Genomic DNA, 16,892 nt, shown 5'->3' with positions numbered 1-16,892 from the left:
TGGTCGGCGGGGTCGGCGGGGTCGGCGGGGCAGGAAGGGGCGGCGGGGCAGACGGGTGCCGGCCGACCTCAGCGGTTCTTGGCGGCCTGGAGGGCTTCGCGCAGATGACCGTTGGCGGCGTCGAGAAGGCGGGCGGCGGTGGGGCCGTCGACATTGCCGAGGAGGGTGAGGATGGCGTTCTTCACCTCGCCGTCCGTGATGCCGAGCGCCGTCTCGATCTCCGTGTCGGTGGCGCCGGTGGCGAGCGCGACGATCCGGCGCGAGCGGGCCCGCAGCTTTTCGTTGGAGGCGCGGACGTCCACCATCAGATTCCCGTAGGTCTTGCCCAGGCGGATCATGGTGAGGGTCGAGAGCATGTTGAGCACGAGCTTTTGGGCGGTGCCCGCCTTGAGCCGGGTGGAGCCGGTCAGCAGCTCCGGGCCGACCACGATCTCGATGCCGTGCTCGGCGGCCGCGGCCAGCGCCGAATCGGCATTGCAGGACAGGCCGATGGTCAGGGCGCCCAGCTCGCGGGCGTACTCGACGGCTCCGATCGCGTACGGCGTGCGGCCGGAGGCGGAGATGCCGACGACGGTGTCCAGGTCGGTCAGGCCGATCCCGGTCAGATCCTCGACGGCGAACTTTGTACTGTCCTCGGCGCCCTCGACGGCGGTGATCATCGCGGACGGCCCGCCCGCGATCAGGCCGAGGACGTGGGAGGGGTCGGTGTTGAAGGTCGGCGGGCATTCGCTGGCGTCCAGCACCCCGAGGCGGCCGGCCGTGCCGGCGCCCGCGTAGACCAGCCGGCCGCCGCGGGCCATGCGTGCGGCGATGGCGTCGATGGCGGCGGCGATCTCGGGGAGCCGCCGGGCGACGGCGGCGGGGACGGTGGCGTCCTCGTCGTTCATCGTGCGGGCGATGTCCAGGGTGGAGCGGCGGTCGATGTCCGCGAGGTCGGGCCGGAACGCTTCGGTGGTGAGGGTGTCCAACTGGGCGCGCAGATGGGCGTAGTCGGCGGTGGAGGTCATGGCAACGATGGCTCTTTTCGGGTCGGGCTCGGGGCAGGCCGGTGTTCTCTTCGGTGGCGCGCCTCGTCGCGGGGCCGCTGTGCCGCCCGCGCCGCCGTCGCGAACAGGGGACCGCGGAGTGGCGGGACCGCGGAGTGGCGGGGCAGCGCGAGGTCAGCGCTGGATGTGGCGTGGTGAGTGGCGGTGGGCAAGGGCCTCGTAGGAGGCGGAGAGCGCCGGGGCAGCGGTCTCGTACGTACGCTGCGCGACCCCTATGAACAGGCAGTCCACGACCAGCAGCTGGCTCGTCCTGGACGACATCGCGGCCGGTCGCAGCTCGCTCTCGCGGGCCGTGGACGTGGTGAGGATGTAGTCGGCGTAGGAGGCGATCTCGCCGTCCGGGCGGCCGGTGATGGCGATGGTGGTCGCGCCGTGGTCGAAGGCCACCCGCAGCGGCTCTATGACATCGGTGGTCCGCCCGGAGTGCGTGATCGCGAGGGCGACGTCACCGGTCCGCATCTGCACCGCGTTCGTCACGGCCAGATGGGGGTCCGCGTGCGCATGCGCGATCAGGCCGATGCGCAGCAGCTTCTGGGCGAGGTCCTGGCCGACGAGGTTGGAGGCCCCGATGCCGTAGACATCGATGCGGCGGGCCCCGGCGAGCGCGGCGACGGCGGCTTCGAGCTGGGTGACGTCCAGTGCCGCGGCGGTGTCGGCCAGGCACTGCTGTTCCTCCTGCGCGAGCTTCGCGACGACCTCGACGAGGGAGTCGTCGACCGCTATGTCGGCGGTCACCGCGGGCGCGCCGCCGGCCGCCTGCTGCGCGGCGAGCGCGGCGAGGGCGAGCCGCAGGTCGCGATAGCCCGGGTAGCCGAGCAGCCGGGACGTCCGTACGACGGTGGCTTCGCTGGTGCCCGTGCGCTCCGCGAGGCCGGTGACGGTGAGGGCGGCACAGCCGGCCGGGTCGCTCGCCACGGTCTCGGCGACCCGCTGCATGGAGCGGGTCATCGTCGGGGCGAGGGTGCGGACCTTGGCGGCCAGTGCGGCGGGGGCGGGTGGGGCCGGGGCCGGTCGGGTCTCGACGGCCGCGTCCTTGAAAGTTTCCTTCACGCTGCTGCTCACGATTGAAAAGTAATTTCATCGCCGCGCGGCGTCAATACCCTCGGTGAGTGCTGTGGACAGAGCGCATGATCCGCCCCGCGCGAGGGCGTGAGGTGTGCCGGGGCTGTGGACAACTCCGTTCGCGGTCGGTGGCCGGGGGACAATGGGCAGCATGGAGCTGGAACAGGCATTGCATGCCGCGCGGGCGCTGGTGCTCGCCGACCTGATGGCGGATGAGGTGGCCGACGCCGACATCGTCTCGCTCGTGGAGGACGCGGTCGTCCACCGCCGGTGGTGGGTGGAGCAATGGCCTGAAGGCGCGGCATTCGTCGCGGGACTCATAGCGCAGGACGTCCAGGACGCCCTGCTGGACCGGTACGGCCGCTGGCCGCTGTGCCCCGTGTGCACGGAGTCGGGCGACCCTCATGCGCTCGACGTCGAACCGGAGTTGGGACCCGACCCGCACTGGGTCTGTCCCAAGACGGCGGTCGCCGTGGCCCGGGTCGGCCGGCTCGGCACGTCCCTGGAGGGGTGAGGTGGTGGAGGGCGCGAGGCGGTGGACGGTGCGGCGCGCCGACGCGGTGACCCGGCCGGAGGACTGACGTGGCGATCTATATCGATCCTCCCACCTGGCCCGGACACGGCCGGATGTGGTCACACCTGGTCAGCGACCACTCCTTCGACGAACTGCACGACTTCGCGGCGGGCATCGGCGCGCCCCGGCGGGCGTTCGAGCGCGACCACTACGACCTGCCGGCCGAGCGGTACGGCGATGCGGTGCGGGCCGGTGCCGTGGAGGTCGGCAGCAAGGAACTGCTGCGCCGCCTGACGGCCGCCGGGCTGCGCCGCCCCAAGAACCGGCCGGCGCCGCGGGTGTGAGGCCTGCCGGATACCGGATGGGTGGCCCGCCGGAGGAGCCGCCCCCCGGTGGGGCCTCCCCGGGTAGAGCCCCCCCGGTGGAGTCGCAGCCTCGTAGAGCCTCACCCCGCAGAGCCCCCCCGGGTAGCCTCCTGCGGCCCTGCGGCCCTGCGGCCCTGCGGCCCTGCGGCCCTGCGGCCCTGCGGCCCTGCGACCCTGCGGCGCGTCGTAGCAGGGGCGGGGCAGTGGGCCGCCGGACGATGGGTTGAGCCTGCGTGCGCCGTGTGGGAAGCCGTATGGGAAGGGGACAGCCATGTCCGTCAGCGAACCGGGCCGGGAGCCGGCCACCGAGCTCGACCCCGACTACAGCAGTGAGGACGCCACGGCGACCGGATGGCCCACGGCCGTCGGCGGTATGACCGAGGCGGAGATCTTCTGGCTCGCCACCGTCCGGCCCGACGGCCGCCCGCATGTCACCCCGCTGCTCGCCGTCTGGTCGGACGGCGCCCTCCACTTCTGCACCGGCCCCGGCGAACGCAAGGCCAAGAACCTCGAAGCCAACGCGCACTGCGTGCTGACGACCTCGACGGCCGGCGGCAACGATCTGCACGCCGGGCTCGATGTGGTGGTCGAGGGCGACGCGGTGCAGGTCAGCGACGAGCCGACGCTGCACCGGCTGGCCGGTCTGTACACCGAGAAGTACGGCAACGACTGGCATTTCGACGTCCGCGACGGCGCATTCCACAGCCAGGGCGGCGGCCGGGCCGTGGTCTTCCGCGTCGAGCCGGTCACGGCCTTCGGGTTCGGACGGGGAGAGACGTACAGCCAGACACGGTGGACGTTCGACGGCGGGGCGTAGGGCCGGAGCGTAGAGCCGTGGTGGTGGCGCGGGCCGGCGTCGGCGCGGCGTTCGCCACGTTGAACATCCGGGCGTCTGGCCCGGGTCGAAGGCGGCGAGCAGCGATCAGGGTCGTCCGGCGAAAAGGGAGGCGGAGCGTTGCGGCGGCGAGGGCCGGTGCTTGGGTATCGATATACCCAAGTGAAGCTGTGCAAGTGCGGCCTTACCTTTGGTAGCGCCTCACAATTGCGTGGACAGTGGCTATAAATAGTGCCTAGGTGGCTCGATTGCACCAGGTGCTATCGCCCGCCAATGGTGACGATAAGATGACGGGACCGAGCTCGCCGACCGACGGGCTCTGGAAGAAAATAGGGGGATGTAATGAAGCGAAAGGTCGCGCTGTCACTTGGTGCAGCCATTCTCAGTACGGCATCGGCGGGACTCATCTCGGCAACCCCGGCGGCCGCCGCGAGCAGCGTACGCTTCTACCAGGTCACATGCTCGAACATGAAGGAAACGCGCACCAGTTGGTCCGCGACATGCCATGTTCCGTACGGCCACGCGCGAGCGAATATCGAGTGCCGCGACGGATCGGAACATTACGGCGCGTGGATGGGTCGTGGCACCTGGAAGTTCGGCATGACCTGTGGCCGCAGCGCCATGGGGGCTATGGATGTGCAGACCCGCAAGAATTGAAAGCCTTTAGCGGTTTTCCTGCACCCGTGCGACATTGCCTCTGAAAATCCATTGGGGGTATTGTCGCCGCGCGCGGCGACGGGACGCGGAATGATCCGGTTCGTGTTGCCGGAGTGACGCCGGCACGTTGAGGCCCCACCCTCACAGGTGGGGCCTCAACATATTTCCGAGCCTTCTCGGGGTGCGCACTCCGAGGCCGATCGCGCGTGGCAAAGGCTGATCACGCGGCCGATGGGCAGTCGCCTTGGATGCGCATGACGGTCAGCCTGTGGGCAGGCCGATCTGGCCGCGTTCGAGCGCGGAGCGTAGCTCCGAAAGGTTGGTCCGCCGTATGACCCATGCCTTCTTCTCCAGGCGGTCGATGCCCTTGCTGGTCGCGCCGATCCCGATGGCGAACTCGGCGGAGAGGTCGGCCACCCGGGACCCGGGGCGGTCGCGGAGGAAGCGCAGGAACTCGAACTGCCAGGTGACGATCCCGTGCCGCTCGCGAAGACGGTCGTTCAGTGCGTTGTAGAGGCGCGTCTCGCAGCGGACGAGATCGGCGAAGAGGCACACACGCCGGAAGGCTGAAGCCGGCGGACGGTCACCTGCGGTCCGGGGTTCCGCACCCCGGGCCGCGGATTCGCCGGAACACCGCTGCGGTACTAGTGCCAGCCGTGCCCCGACCCGGGCACCGTCACCGGCGTCCCCCGGAAGCATCCGATGGAGTATGGATACTCGCCGTTGAGGTGGTAGTGGTACATGACGACCCTCTTGCCGTCCCACATGATCGCGTGGGTGTGACCGTGGCAGACGTCCAGATCCCGGTTCGTGACGATCTTTCCGTCCTCGCCGCGCGGCCCGAAGACCCCGAAGCCGTCGATGGCGTAACCCACGAGCGGTGAGTGCGGGGAACGGGGATTCGCGGACCCGTGCGAAAGCTTGCTGTCGAAGCAGGTCTGCGAGGGGCCGTGGTAGTGGTACTGCGTGTCGTACGGATGGCCCCAGCAGCGGTCCAGCGGCAGCGCCGCGTTGGGGTCGACCGGCCGGTCCTCCGCGTCGGTGGCCACCTCCAGGTGGAAGGTGCCGCCCGCCAGCGCCATCCCGGTCGTCAGCTGGTCGATGCAGGTGGGCTGCGCCTGGGGGGACGGATCGCGCGGAACGGTGACGTCGAGGTCCCACGGCTTGATGGGGATCTCGGCGGCGCTGGGGTACCCGTGCGCGGGAATCTGCGCGTAGTACGGGTAGGCGGGGGTGCCCTTCTGGACAGGGAAGCGCCCGGTGGGATGGCCGGGGAGGCCGTTGCCCTGGAAGCGCCTCGTGGTCGCGGTCGTCGTCACCCGCAGGTCCTTGTGCCAGTGCATGGTCCCCGACACGAACGGGCGCTTGAGTACGTCGATCACGCCGTGCGCGTCGATCCACGGGCGGTCGGGCCGGGTGAGGGTGCCTCCTTTGCAGGCGAAGAGGGTGTCGCGCGCGGGGGAGGCGATCGATGTGCCGGTGGAGGGTGTGCGCAGGCGGGTGATGAGGGTGCCGTCTTGGCCGCCTGGTACGTCGTCGGCCGCCCGTACGGGATGAGGCGCGACCGCCGCCACGGCCCCGGAGCCGGCCGGGGCCATCGAGGGAGCCAGCAGCGCCGAGACGGCACCGGCCGCCATGGCAACGGATCTGAGCACGCCGTACATGAACGCTCCCCAGCTCGGCAAGGAACAGACGGGCGGCGGGCCGGTGTTCCGGCTCGGCTCTCGCCTCCCGCGTTACCTCACCACGCCCGGCGACCGATGCCCGGCCGACACGTATGCGCGTTCGGGTGAGCCCGGGGCCGGAGCGGGGCGCGCACGACGGAGCCCCGCCGTCCGCCGCCCTACGTCCCGCGCAGCAGATCCAGCTCCGTCATGAGGTTGCGGCGGGCGAGGTGTTCCCAGCGGTCGTAGCCGCGGGGGGTGCGGAACAGGCGGGGTAGGGCGAGGAGTTGGGACAGGATGGCCGAGCGGCCGGCGAGGAAGTCGGGGTCGGGCACGAAGGAGTACTCGGCACGGACCGCGGCGGCGTAGGCCGCGTACTCGTCGGGGGAGCCGGCGAGCACGGCGAGGTCGGCGTCGCACAGCACCTCGCCGTCGGGGTCGTCGGGCGCCGGGTCATGGGTGACGGTGAGCCGCACCAGGCGGGCGACCTCGGCCGTGCGGGCCGGGCCGATGCCCAGCTCGGGCAGGGCGCGTTCGGCGAGGGCCGCGCTGCGCTCCTCGTTCTCGGAGCGGTCCGGGCGGTAGACGGCGTCGTGGAACCAGGCCGCCAGCTGGACGGTGGCCAAGTCGTCGGCGTGCTGCGCCAGTTCGTCGATGCGGTAGAGGACCGCGGTCAGATGGCCGACGGTGTGGTAGCGGCGTTGCGGTTCGCTCCAGCGGGACAGGAGGTTGTCCGCGTACGGGGCGGGGTCGGGTGCGGTGGGGTTCTTGGTGCCGCGGGCCTTGGCGACGGTCACGGCCCATCGCTGCCGCAGCTCCTGCGCCGGGTCGGTGGTGTCTGCCGTACGGGACACGGAGGTCATGCCCGCCATTGTGCCTCGCGCGCCGGGAATCCGGGGCGGAGGGCAAGTGCCGGTCAGGGCTGGGGCTCGTCGTGGCACGAGAGGGAGTCGATCGTCGCGACGCTCGGCTTGTAGTTGGTCTCCCACCTGGGGTCGGCCTTGGGGATGGACCAGAGGGACGTGGAGAAGTCCTGGTTCCAGGTGTTGTCGGTGACGTAGTCCCGCAGGGCGTCCCGCAGCTTCAGGCAGTCCTGGCGGTGGCCCTTGGCCATGGCGATGCCGTAGCGGTTGGCGGAGCCGTAGGTGAGGCCCGGGACGACCTTGAGATCCGGGTTCTCCTGGGTGAAGCCGTAGAGGATCATCTGGTCGGTGGAGACCGCGTCGGCGAACTTCGTCTCCTTGAGATCCCTGATGCAGCTGGAGGCGTCCGGGGCCTGGTAGAGCTGTATCCGCTGGTACGCCGGGCTGTCCAGTGTCGTGAAGGAGGTCGTCCCGGGCCAGGCACAGACGCGCTTGCCGACGAGGTCTTCGGGTTTGCGGATGCGGTTGTCGTTCTTGCGGACCATGATGCCCTGGAAGGTGGAGGCGTACGGTCCGGCGAAGTCCAGCTTCTTCATACGGTCGGCGGTGATCGAGAACGTCGCGGCGACCAGGTCTTTCTTCTTCTCGGTGAGCACGGTGCTGCGGTCCTCCGACGGCACGATCCCGAAGTCCGGCTCGGCGCCGACCGCCTTGAGGACCTGTCGGGTGACGGTGATGTCGAAACCGGAGAACTTGTAGACGTGGACGACGCCGGTGCCCGGCTGGTCGTTCTTCGTGCCGACCGATGTCCTGCCGTGCGCGAAGAGCGAGGGCGGCTCCGAGGCGCCGCAGGCGGTGGCGGTCAGGGCGGCGAGGGTGAGGAGCGCCGCGAGCGGGACGGTGCGGCTGTGGCTGGAGTGGCGGATTGCGTCTCCGGGTGCGTCTCCGGGTGCGTGAGTGGGTGTGTGAGCGGGTGCGTGAGTGGCTGCGTGAGTGGTCATCAAGATCCCCCGTTCGTGTCGTGGGCCGTCGGTGCTTCCACGGCCTGCTTCGGTCCGCCGGATCACCTGTCGTGCAGCACCGCGTCCGTCGCGCTGATGTCCATCCGGCAGCCGCGGTCGGTGTGCAGGGTGACGTTGATCCGTACGGTGCTGACCCCCGCGCCCAGGGCGAAGTCGACGGTGCCGTGGGAGCCGATCAGCTGCGGCTGGGCCGCGACGCCCGAGGCGAGTAGGGAGACGGTGGCGGAGTCCGGGAGGCAGGTCGGGCCGGCCGGATCGTGGTCGTTGATGGCCAGCGTCAGGCGCAGGGCGTCACGTGCCTCCTTCAGGGCGGGGGCGTCGAGAAGGAGCGTGAGGCTCCGGTTCGTCTCCCCGTCCAGCGGCTGTGCGCCCCGGATACGGACGGACCCGGTCACATCGATCTCGCCGTGTGTGACGACGTGCTGGAATGCCAGCCAGCCCCCGACCGTCGCCAGGACGGAGAGCAGGGACAGCGTGCCGACGACGCGGGCGTCGCGGGGGCGCCGGTTGAGGACGCGGGCGGCGCCGGTGAGGAGCGCCATCCCGGAGAGCACGCCCCAGAGGGTGTACTGGCCGGCCGGCCCGCCCGGCTGGGTGCTTCCGGCGATGACCACGGCGGTGCAGGCCAGCAGGAGCGGCAGCCAGCGTGCGCTGGGGTGCATCACCCATTTGACGATCACGTTCTTGATGTCGTTGGCCGCGATGGAGTGGTCGCCGTGTGCCGTCGGACTGTTGTGGACGCTGCCACCGTCTCCGAGGCGGGTCATGAGCCGTTCCGGGGGGCCGGGCCGCCCCCCATGTGGATGTCGCCGTGGATCTCGACGGCCGCGATGGAGCCCTGGCCGGTCGCGGTCGGGGTGTTGTGGACGGTGTGCACGGCGGCGGCCGGGGCGAGCCGGGTGACGTGCTCCAGGAAGTGGGGGGCGTCGCGGCGGTCGGCGGGGGACCGCAGCCAGGCGGTCAGGGCGGCGGACAGCAGGTGCCGTTCCTGGTCGTCGAGGCCTGCGAGCAGGGCGTCGAGGGCGTCCGCGCGCCGGGTGTCGAGGAGCGGCGGGGCAACTCCCTCGCCGGGGCCGGGGCCGGGGCCGGCGCCGTCGCCGAGGCCGGAGTCGGTCCCGTCGTCGCGGCGCAGCAGCCGGCGGAAGAAGCCCTCGCCGGCGGTCACGGTGCGTTCGGCGATCCGCTGTTGGGCGGCGGTGAGCACGGAGGTGCCCATGCTGTTCGCCGCCAGGGCGAGATAGGGGGCGATTTCCGCGGACACATTCGCTAATTCGGACATCCGGTCTCCCCCTGATCTTGGATGGGGCGTGATGGTGCAACGCCCTTACGCGGAGGGCGTGTTACCCCTGCGAGGGGTGGTTCAAACCTGTGTCAATGGGGTGTTTCGGGCCGGGGTGCGGTCGGGTCGGGGTGTCGTCGGGTCGGCGGGCGGGGGTTGGGTGCGTGTCGGCGGGCGCCTCGGCCGCGCGTCGGTGTGCGTCGCCTGCCGGGCGGCCCGTAGTCTGGGATATTGGACTAGACCTGTTGTCCCTGGGTGTCGGGGCGGTCCGTCCCGACATGTCCCGTCACGTCGTCAGCGAAGGATGAGGTCATATGAGCAAGCGCGCGCTCCTGGAGGTGATCGCACTCGACCCGCAGGACGCGGTCGCCGCCCAGGCCGGCGGGGCCGACCGCCTGGAGCTGGTCACGGACATGGCCGCCGACGGGCTCACCCCGCCCCGCGCGGCGTTCGCGGCGATCCGCGCGGCCGTCGACATCCCGCTGCGGGTGATGCTGCGGTCCGCCGACGGTTTCGCGGCCGGTGACGTGACGGCGCTGTGCGAGGAGGCCGCGGCGCTGCGGGCGGAGGGCGCCGAGGAGTTCGTCCTCGGCTTTCTGACGCCGGACGGGCAGCCGGATCTCGATGCGGTGGCGGCGCTGGCCGAGGTGATCGACGGCTGCCGGTGGACCTTCCACCGGGCCATCGACCGGGCCGCCGACCGGGACGCGCTGCGCAAGGAGCTGTCGGAGGCGCCCGGCACCGCCGGGCTCGACACCTATCTGACGGCCGGTTCCGCGCAAGGCGTCGACGCGGGCATGCGGACACTGCTGGCCGAGCAGGCACGTACGGCAGCGGGCGAGCCCGGGTACGCACCGCGGATCCTGGTCGGCGGCGGACTCGGGCTCGGCCATCTGCCGGCGCTGCGCGCGGCCGGTCTCGACGCGTTCCACATCGGGGGCGCGGCGCGGCCCGACGGCTGGTCGGCGCCCGTGGACGCGGCGGCGGTACGGGCGTGGCGGGAGGCGCTGGACCGGCCGGTCGTGCGGGGAGGGTGAGACGCCGGGCGGGGAGGTTGAGGCGCCGGGCGGGGAGGTTGAGGCGTCGTGCGGCGGGGCTGAGGCGTCGGGCGGGTGGGCCCGGGGCATCGGCCGGTGGGCCCGGGGGCGGGGCGCGCCGGGCGGGCGGGCCGCCCCCGGAGGTCATGGGAGGGCCCCCGGAGGTCGCGGGAGGTTCCCCGGAGGGCCCGAGGGACCTTGCCGGCCCCGCGCGCCCGCCGTCCGCTCCTCAGGCGCCGGCCAGCGCTTCCGGCAGCGCCGCGCCGTGGATCACCGTCAGCCCGGACACCGGCCGGGTCAGACAGACGTAGAGGCGGCGCAGGCCGGTGCGTTCGTCCGGTTCGCCGTCGACGATCGCGGCCGGCTCCTCCAGGACGACGTAGTCGTACTCCAGTCCCTTGGCGAGGGTGGCGGGTACCAGCGTCAGCCGGGCCTCGGCCGAGGTCTCCTCGCCGGGGGCCAGGCAGGTCGTGCCCGCTGCCTCCAGGGCCGTGCGCAGCACCGGAATGCGGGCCTCCGCGGCGATCAGGCCGACCGAGCCCTCCTTCTTCAGCGCATCGTCGCAGGCCGCGAGGGTGGCGGCGGTCAGGTCCGCCGGTTCGACCGGGCGGATCTCGAAGTCGCCGGCCGCCTCGCGGATGGAGGTCGCCTCCGTCAGATCGGGGGCGATGGCGGGCAGCAGCCGGGACGCGTAGGCGATGACCTCGCGCGGTACGCGGAAGCCCTGGGTGAGCTCTTCGACGGCCGAACCGGGCTTGCCCAGGTGGGCCAGCGCCTCTTCCCAGGTGTGGGTGGCCCAGGGGGTGGTGCCCTGGGCGATGTCGCCGAGGATGGTCGCGGAGCCCGTCGTGCAGCGGCGGCCGACCGCGCGGTACTGCATGGGGGAGAGGTCCTGTGCCTCGTCGAGCACCACATGGCCCAGGGAGTGGGTGCGCGCGACCAGGTCCATCGCCTCGTCGATCAACACCGCGTCCGCGGAGGACCACTTGGCGCTCTTCACGCTGCGGGCCGGTTTGGTCCACAGGATCGTCTTCTGCTCCTCGGGCGTCAGGATCCCCTCGGCCTGCTCGGCCAGGAACTCCGCGTCGCCCAGCAGCCGCAGCACCAGCTTTGCCGGGTCGACCGGCGGCCAGACCTCCTTGACCGCGGCTTTCACGGCGGGGTTACGGGCCACCGCGTCCTGCACCCGGTCGTCCGGGGCCTCGCCCGCCTGTTCCATCCGGACCAGCACGGCGTGCGCGATCCGCTGGGGCAGTGCCTCGCGGGCGGCACCGTAGCGGATGTCCCGGTCCATCAACTCCCCTACGAGCTCTTCGAGTTCATAGGCAGGTACGCGCCAGCGGCGGGAGCCGCGGACGACCACGCAGGGCTCCTGCGGCATGGTGATGTGCGAGCGGACCGCCCGCCGCAGCACCTGGGCCATACGTGCGTCGCCCTTGACCATCGCGGCGGCCGCCTCGTCCGTGCCGCGTACCTCCACATGGCCGACCAGGTCGTCGACCGTGGCCTGCTTGACCTCCAGCTCGCCGAGGGCCGGCAGCACCTGCTCGATGTAGTGGAGGAAGGAGCGGTTCGGGCCGATGACGAGGGTGCCGGCCCGGGCCAGCCGCTCGCGGTGCGCGTACAGCAGATACGCGACACGGTGCAGGCCGACCGCCGTCTTACCGGTGCCCGGCGCGCCCTGTACGCAGACCGAGCCGCCGATGCCGGCCCGCACGATCTCGTCCTGCTCCGGCTGGATCGTGGCGACGATGTCCCGCATGGGGCCGACGCGCGGGCGCTCGATCTCGGTCTGGAGGAGCCGGCTGGTCCGTTCGGCCTCCGCGGGGTCGGTGAGGTGTTCGTCCTCGTAGGCGGTCAACTCGCCCGCCGTGTAACCGAAACGGCGGCGCAGTCTGAGATCCATCGGGTCCTTCTTGGAGGCCCGGTAGAACGGCTGGGAGACGGGCGCGCGCCAGTCGATGACCATGGGGTCGCCGTCGGCGTCGTGGACGTGCCGCCGCCCGATGTAGAAGTTCTCGCCCTCCCGTCGCCCACCACCACCCTCGCCGGAGGCGCTGTGCGCCGCCCCTCTTGATGCACCTTCGGCGAGGTCGAGGCCGGGGGCGTGGAGATAGTCGAGGCGGCCGAAGAAGAGCGGGGTGTGGGAGAGGTCGGCGAGCGCCTTGATCCGGGCGTCGATCTCGCCCTGGAGGACTTCGGCGTTGACCCAGTTCGCGGTGACATCGGCGATGTTCAGCGCCTCGGCGTCCTCGCGCATGGCACGCAGGGCCGCGCGGGAGGCGGCCAGGTGGGACTTTTCGCGCTGGAGGGGGTCGGGGGTGTGGGTGGGGGACGGGGAAGGGCTTTCGGCGTGGAGCGTTGGCGGTGAGGGGCGGTGGTCGGGCGACGGGGAAGGGCTTTCGGCGTGGAGCGTTGGCGGTGAGGGGCGGTGGTCGGGCGACGGGGAAAGGCTTTCGGCGCGGAGCGTCGGCGGTGAGGGGTGGTGGTCGGGCGACGGGTGGGCGTGCGAGGGCACGGTGTTGCCTCCGGTGGCGGGTGCTCCGGCGGGCGCGCCGCGGTGAGCGGGCGCGGCGGGCCGGTGTCGGTGCGCAGCGCAGGTCAGGCGGTGCGCGGGTCAGCGGCGTGAAGCGAAAGGGCCGTCCGGTTTCCGACCGGTCGGCGGCACTCCCCGACGGGAGGCAGGCAGACGCGCGATTGTAGTCAGCGGCTCAGAACGGCGCCAACGGATTTCCGGCGGCGTTGCGGCGGTCGTTTCGGGGCGAACGAACCCTGAGGGCGCCGTAGACCTCCCGTAGGGGGCCGGCTGGGTCTGGAGACGGACATCCGGCCCCGGAGATGGACCTATGGACCGATGTGATGCAATCGCGTGAATTTCATCATGGAGACATGAGCAGCGCAGCGATTCCCCCAGGTCCTGTCCACCCGATCTCCGTCCACCCGGTCAAGGGCGCCACAGCCCTCGGCGCGGACCCCGGACGCGGGGCGGCCGCCGTCCACGAGCACCGCTATGTCGTGGGCAACGCACTCCGCGCGATCAAGGTCTTCGCCACGGCCGCCTTCAGCGTCGCCGTCATGGGCGAGTACGCGGACGAACCGCGAACGCCCGACACCACGAACGCCCGGCACAACCACCGCGACACCACGAACGCCTGACTGCATGAACACCCGGCTCCACACGACCCGATTCCGCACGACCCGACCCCGCGCCACAGAGCTCCACACGACCCGGCTCCACACGACCCGGCTCCATAGGGATCGACCTCGCACCACCGGACCCCGCATGCCCCGACCCCGCACCACCCCCGTCGTCATCCGGTTGTCCGGAAACCGTTACGGCCCGTCGGGCCCGATCGATTAGCGTCGCCGGAAGAGAGCGCACTCAGGGCTACGGGGAGGGGACAACGGGTGTCTGCCGTCGAGGGGATGCGGACGGGGAGACGGGCCTGGGGGCAGGGCATCGCCCGCCCCGGCCGCTTGGTGATCGCGGCGGCGCTGCTCATGGCGTCACTCGCCGGACTGTGGCTGCTGTACCAGGTCCTGCCGATGCCGATGTCCGACATAGCCGTCTACCGCGCCGAGGGCCAGGCCGCTTCGACGGGCGGTGATCTCTACGGCTTCACGGTCACCAAGTGGGCACTTCCGGCCACCTATCCGCCCTTCGCGGCCGTGCTCTTCATACCGACCACCTGGCTCTCGCTCGGCACGCTCAAGGTCGTCTGCGTGCTCGTCAACGCGGCCCTTCTCGCGCTGCTGCTCCATCTCTCCTGCAAGGCCGCCGGCCTGCGCAAGGCTTCCCGCACCGTGCCCGCCATCCTCGCCACCACCGCGCTCGGCCTCTGGCTGGAGCCGGTCTTCCAGACCCTGGTCTTCGGCCAGGTCAACCTCGCGCTGACCTGCCTGGTGCTGTGGGACCTCTCCCGTCCGGACGGCGCCCGCCTCAAGGGGTTCGCCACCGGTATCGCGGCGGGTATCAAACTCACCCCCGCGATCTTCGGCATCTACCTGCTCGTCACCGGCCGGGTGAAGGCCGCCTTCACCGTCCTCGGCGGGTTCCTGGCCTCGGCGCTGCTGGGCTGGCTGGTCCTGCCCGACGCCAGCATCGAGTACTGGACGCGGCGGATGTTCGAGACCGGCCGGGTCGGCAAGGTCTGGATCGTCGACAACCAGTCCCTCCAGGGCCTGATCACCCGCGTACTGCACCAGCCCGAGCCCGGCCTGCTGTGGGCGGTGCCCGCGCTGCTGACCGCCGTGGCGGGGCTCTGCACCGCCCGCCGGGTGTATCTGCGGCGCGGCCTGGACAGCTGGGGTGTGCTGTGTACGGCGATCACGGCGCTGCTGGTCTCGCCGATCAGCTGGTCCCACCACTGGGTCTGGTGTGTGCCGCTGCTCGTCGCGCTCGCCGCCCGTACCCGGCGCAGCCCGTGGCGCAGGGCGCTGCTCGCCGCTGTCACCCTCGCCTTCGCCGCCCGCACGATGTGGGTCGTCCCGCACACCGGCGATCTCGACCTGCACTTCGCGTGGTGGCAGCAGCCGTTCGCGGCCCCGTATCCGCTGCTCGGTCTCGCCGTGCTGGTGGCCGTGGCCCTGTGGACCCGGAAGCCCGCCGGCATACCCGGCGCGGCGGTCGGCCGCCTCCCGGCGCCGCGCGCGGAGCAACAGCTCGCCGGCGGCGCCCGGACGCTCTGAGCGGGAGCTCGGAACTCAGGCGTCGTCCTCCGCCGCCAGCAGCTCATTCGCATCCACGATGCGGTACGCATAGCCCTGCTCGGCCAGGAAGCGCTGGCGGTGTGCCGCGAAGTCCTGGTCGATGGTGTCGCGCGCGACGACCGAATAGAAGCGCGCCTCGTGCCCGTCCGCCTTGGGCCGCAGCACCCGGCCCAGCCGCTGGGCCTCCTCCTGGCGCGAGCCGAACGTGCCGGACACCTGGATCGCGACCGTGGCCTCCGGAAGGTCGATCGAGAAGTTCGCGACCTTCGAGACGACGAGCACCGAGATCTCGCCCTCCCGGAAGGCGCCGAACAGCTTCTCGCGCTGCGCGTTGGTGGTCTCGCCCTTGATCACCGGCGCGTTCAGATGCTCGCCCAGCTCGTCCAGCTGGTCGATGTACTGCCCGATGACCAGCGTCTGTTCGCCCTGGTGGCGGCGGACCAGCGCCTCGGTCACATGCTGCTTGCTGGCGGTGGTCGCACAGAAGCGGTACTTCTCCTCGGTCTCGGCGGTCGCGTACGCCAGCCGCTCCGAGTCGGTCAGGTTGACCCGTACCTCGACACAGTCGGCGGGGGCGATATACCCCTGCGCCTCGATCTCCTTCCAGGGCGCGTCGAAGCGCTTGGGCCCGATGAGGGAGAAGACATCCGACTCCCGGCCGTCCTCGCGCACCAGCGTCGCGGTCAGCCCCAGCCGCCGCCGCGCCTGCAGATCGGCGGTGAACTTGAAGACCGGGGCGGGCAGCAGATGCACCTCGTCATAGACGACCAGACCCCAGTCGCGGGAGTCGAACAGCTCCAGGTGCGGGTAGACGCCCTTCCGCTTGGTCGTCAGCACCTGGTACGTGGCGATGGTGACCGGCCGGATCTCCTTCTTCGTCCCGCTGTACTCGCCGATCTCGTCCTCGGTGAGCGAGGTCCGCTTCACCAGCTCGTGCTTCCACTGCCGGGCCGAGACCGTATTCGTCACCAGGATCAGCGTGGTCGCCTTGGCCTGCGCCATCGCGCCCGCCCCGACCAGCGTCTTGCCCGCGCCGCAGGGCAGCACGACCACACCCGAGCCGCCGTGCCAGAACCCCTCGACCGCCTGCTGCTGATACGGCCGCAGCGCCCAGCCGTTCTCGTCCAGCTCGATCGGGTGCGCCTCGCCGTCGACGTACCCGGCCAGGTCCTCGGCGGGCCAGCCCAGCTTGAGCAGCGTCTGCTTGATCTGCCCGCGCTCCGAGGGGTGCACCACGACCGAATCCGGGTCCAGCCGCGCCCCGACCAGCGGCTGCACCTTCTTCGAGCGCAGGATCTCCTCCAGCACCGGGCGGTCGGTGGTGGTCAGCACCAGGCCGTGTGCGGGGTGTTTGGTGAGCGTCAGCCGCCCGTACCGGGACATCGTCTCGGCGATGTCGACGAGCAGCGCATGCGGCACCGGGTACCGCGAGAACTGCACCAGCGCGTCGACGACCTGCTCGGCGTCGTGCCCGGCCGCCCGCGCGTTCCACAGCCCGAGCGGCGTCACCCGGTAGGTGTGGATGTGCTCCGGCGCCCGCTCCAGCTCGGCAAAGGGCGCGATGGCCCGCCGGCAGGCGTCCGCCAGCTCATGGTCCACCTCCAGGAGCAGCGTTTTGTCGCTCTGGACGATGAGGGGTCCGTTCACGCGCCTCGCCTTTCACTTCCGGCCTTCGCCGCCGGTACCGGCCGCAAAACCTCGACCGTTGATCACGGCCACGGCCCTCGGCCGCAGACCTCGACCGCACATACGGCCAAACGTCCAGTGTGCCGCATTGCGCAGCGGGCGTCAGCGAGGGAAGGGGCGGGCCCTCGTCAAAGGGAAGGGCGGGCCCTCGC

Annotated in this window: 17 protein-coding genes; 7 read left to right on the top strand and 10 right to left on the bottom strand. The window is 71.4% G+C overall.

The window, feature by feature from the left end:
* Nucleotides 1-68 precede the first annotated feature (68 nt).
* Complete coding sequence (gene murQ, locus D9V36_RS18215) at nucleotides 69-1,007, bottom strand: N-acetylmuramic acid 6-phosphate etherase (RefSeq protein WP_129294724.1); 939 nt, start codon at nucleotides 1,005-1,007, stop codon at nucleotides 69-71.
* A 153-nt stretch (nucleotides 1,008-1,160) separates the two neighbouring features.
* Nucleotides 1,161-2,108, bottom strand: a complete 948-nt coding sequence (locus tag D9V36_RS18210) for a MurR/RpiR family transcriptional regulator (protein WP_129294723.1) — start codon at nucleotides 2,106-2,108, stop codon at nucleotides 1,161-1,163.
* A 151-nt stretch (nucleotides 2,109-2,259) separates the two neighbouring features.
* On the opposite strand from D9V36_RS18210, the gene D9V36_RS18205 reads away from it, so the two are divergent.
* The 4 genes from D9V36_RS18205 (at nucleotide 2,260) to D9V36_RS18190 (ending at nucleotide 4,479) form a co-directional block, all read left to right on the top strand.
* Nucleotides 2,260-2,622, top strand: coding sequence for a hypothetical protein (locus D9V36_RS18205; RefSeq protein ID WP_088802267.1), 363 nt, complete (start codon nucleotides 2,260-2,262; stop codon nucleotides 2,620-2,622).
* Between the two features lie 68 nt (nucleotides 2,623-2,690).
* Nucleotides 2,691-2,966, top strand: a complete 276-nt coding sequence (locus D9V36_RS18200) for a DUF4031 domain-containing protein (protein ID WP_129294722.1) — start codon at nucleotides 2,691-2,693, stop codon at nucleotides 2,964-2,966.
* 292 nt (nucleotides 2,967-3,258) lie between these two features.
* The gene (locus D9V36_RS18195; RefSeq protein WP_129294721.1) at nucleotides 3,259-3,804 is read left to right on the top strand and encodes a pyridoxamine 5'-phosphate oxidase family protein; all 546 of its coding nucleotides are present in this window, start codon (nucleotides 3,259-3,261) and stop codon (nucleotides 3,802-3,804) included.
* A gap of 360 nt (nucleotides 3,805-4,164) precedes the next feature.
* Nucleotides 4,165-4,479 carry a hypothetical protein gene (locus D9V36_RS18190; protein ID WP_129294720.1) on the top strand — a complete coding sequence of 105 codons (315 nt, stop codon included), beginning with the start codon at nucleotides 4,165-4,167 and terminating at the stop codon, nucleotides 4,477-4,479.
* A gap of 261 nt (nucleotides 4,480-4,740) precedes the next feature.
* Here D9V36_RS18190 and D9V36_RS18185 read toward each other — a convergent pair whose 3' ends face one another.
* From D9V36_RS18185 to D9V36_RS18160, 6 genes are all read right to left on the bottom strand, one after another.
* Nucleotides 4,741-5,034, bottom strand: coding sequence for a MarR family transcriptional regulator (locus D9V36_RS18185; RefSeq protein WP_129294719.1), 294 nt, complete (start codon nucleotides 5,032-5,034; stop codon nucleotides 4,741-4,743).
* A gap of 89 nt (nucleotides 5,035-5,123) precedes the next feature.
* The gene (locus D9V36_RS18180; protein WP_129294718.1) at nucleotides 5,124-6,143 is read right to left on the bottom strand and encodes a YHYH protein; all 1,020 of its coding nucleotides are present in this window, start codon (nucleotides 6,141-6,143) and stop codon (nucleotides 5,124-5,126) included.
* A gap of 179 nt (nucleotides 6,144-6,322) precedes the next feature.
* Nucleotides 6,323-7,006, bottom strand: coding sequence for an HD domain-containing protein (locus D9V36_RS18175; protein WP_129294717.1), 684 nt, complete (start codon nucleotides 7,004-7,006; stop codon nucleotides 6,323-6,325).
* A gap of 53 nt (nucleotides 7,007-7,059) precedes the next feature.
* On the bottom strand, nucleotides 7,060-8,007 hold the full coding sequence (locus D9V36_RS18170) for a transporter substrate-binding domain-containing protein (protein ID WP_129294716.1): 948 nt from the start codon (nucleotides 8,005-8,007) through the stop codon (nucleotides 7,060-7,062).
* Nucleotides 8,008-8,069: 62 nt separating this feature from the next.
* Entirely contained in the window at nucleotides 8,070-8,795 is a 726-nt protein-coding gene (locus D9V36_RS18165; protein WP_129294715.1) for a hypothetical protein, read from the bottom strand.
* Entirely contained in the window at nucleotides 8,792-9,307 is a 516-nt protein-coding gene (locus D9V36_RS18160) for a hypothetical protein (RefSeq protein ID WP_129294714.1), read from the bottom strand. Before D9V36_RS18160 ends, D9V36_RS18165 begins: the two co-directional genes overlap by 4 nt.
* A gap of 314 nt (nucleotides 9,308-9,621) precedes the next feature.
* Here D9V36_RS18160 and D9V36_RS18155 point away from each other — a divergent pair, with 314 nt between their 5' ends.
* Nucleotides 9,622-10,344 carry a copper homeostasis protein CutC gene (locus D9V36_RS18155; protein ID WP_129294713.1) on the top strand — a complete coding sequence of 241 codons (723 nt, stop codon included), beginning with the start codon at nucleotides 9,622-9,624 and terminating at the stop codon, nucleotides 10,342-10,344.
* A 229-nt stretch (nucleotides 10,345-10,573) separates the two neighbouring features.
* Here D9V36_RS18155 and D9V36_RS18150 read toward each other — a convergent pair whose 3' ends face one another.
* Nucleotides 10,574-12,634: a HelD family protein gene (locus tag D9V36_RS18150; protein WP_129298502.1), complete on the bottom strand. Its 2,061-nt coding sequence runs from the start codon at nucleotides 12,632-12,634 to the stop codon at nucleotides 10,574-10,576.
* A 599-nt stretch (nucleotides 12,635-13,233) separates the two neighbouring features.
* On the opposite strand from D9V36_RS18150, the gene D9V36_RS18145 reads away from it, so the two are divergent.
* Together D9V36_RS18145 and D9V36_RS18140 are read left to right on the top strand one after the other, a co-directional pair.
* The gene (locus D9V36_RS18145) at nucleotides 13,234-13,500 is read left to right on the top strand and encodes a hypothetical protein (RefSeq protein ID WP_129294712.1); all 267 of its coding nucleotides are present in this window, start codon (nucleotides 13,234-13,236) and stop codon (nucleotides 13,498-13,500) included.
* A gap of 252 nt (nucleotides 13,501-13,752) precedes the next feature.
* Nucleotides 13,753-15,033, top strand: a complete 1,281-nt coding sequence (locus D9V36_RS18140; protein WP_277753457.1) for a glycosyltransferase 87 family protein — start codon at nucleotides 13,753-13,755, stop codon at nucleotides 15,031-15,033.
* Between the two features lie 15 nt (nucleotides 15,034-15,048).
* Here the strand turns inward: D9V36_RS18140 and D9V36_RS18135 are convergent, their stop codons facing one another.
* Nucleotides 15,049-16,701, bottom strand: a complete 1,653-nt coding sequence (locus tag D9V36_RS18135; protein WP_129294711.1) for a DNA repair helicase XPB — start codon at nucleotides 16,699-16,701, stop codon at nucleotides 15,049-15,051.
* Nucleotides 16,702-16,892: the final 191 nt, after the last annotated feature.

The organism is Streptomyces lydicus, assembly GCF_004125265.1.
In the GTDB taxonomy this organism is placed as follows: domain Bacteria; phylum Actinomycetota; class Actinomycetes; order Streptomycetales; family Streptomycetaceae; genus Streptomyces; species Streptomyces lydicus_C.
Note: the sequence above shows the minus strand (reverse complement) of the source record. Positions and strands in the feature narration are given on the sequence as shown.

Excerpts from the sequence above, each read along its gene's own strand:
- murQ (WP_129294724.1), bottom strand. The coding sequence starts at position 1,007 with ATGACCTCCACCGCCGACTACGCCCATCTGCGCGCCCAGTTGGACACC.
- D9V36_RS18165 (WP_129294715.1), bottom strand. The coding sequence starts at position 8,795 with ATGACCCGCCTCGGAGACGGTGGCAGCGTCCACAACAGTCCGACGGCA.
- D9V36_RS18170 (WP_129294716.1), bottom strand. The coding sequence starts at position 8,007 with ATGACCACTCACGCAGCCACTCACGCACCCGCTCACACACCCACTCAC.
- D9V36_RS18155 (WP_129294713.1), top strand. The coding sequence starts at position 9,622 with ATGAGCAAGCGCGCGCTCCTGGAGGTGATCGCACTCGACCCGCAGGAC.
- D9V36_RS18145 (WP_129294712.1), top strand. The coding sequence starts at position 13,234 with ATGAGCAGCGCAGCGATTCCCCCAGGTCCTGTCCACCCGATCTCCGTC.
- D9V36_RS18160 (WP_129294714.1), bottom strand. The coding sequence starts at position 9,307 with ATGTCCGAATTAGCGAATGTGTCCGCGGAAATCGCCCCCTATCTCGCC.
- D9V36_RS18175 (WP_129294717.1), bottom strand. The coding sequence starts at position 7,006 with ATGACCTCCGTGTCCCGTACGGCAGACACCACCGACCCGGCGCAGGAG.
- D9V36_RS18205 (WP_088802267.1), top strand. The coding sequence starts at position 2,260 with ATGGAGCTGGAACAGGCATTGCATGCCGCGCGGGCGCTGGTGCTCGCC.
- D9V36_RS18195 (WP_129294721.1), top strand. The coding sequence starts at position 3,259 with ATGTCCGTCAGCGAACCGGGCCGGGAGCCGGCCACCGAGCTCGACCCC.
- D9V36_RS18190 (WP_129294720.1), top strand. The coding sequence starts at position 4,165 with ATGAAGCGAAAGGTCGCGCTGTCACTTGGTGCAGCCATTCTCAGTACG.
- D9V36_RS18180 (WP_129294718.1), bottom strand. The coding sequence starts at position 6,143 with ATGTACGGCGTGCTCAGATCCGTTGCCATGGCGGCCGGTGCCGTCTCG.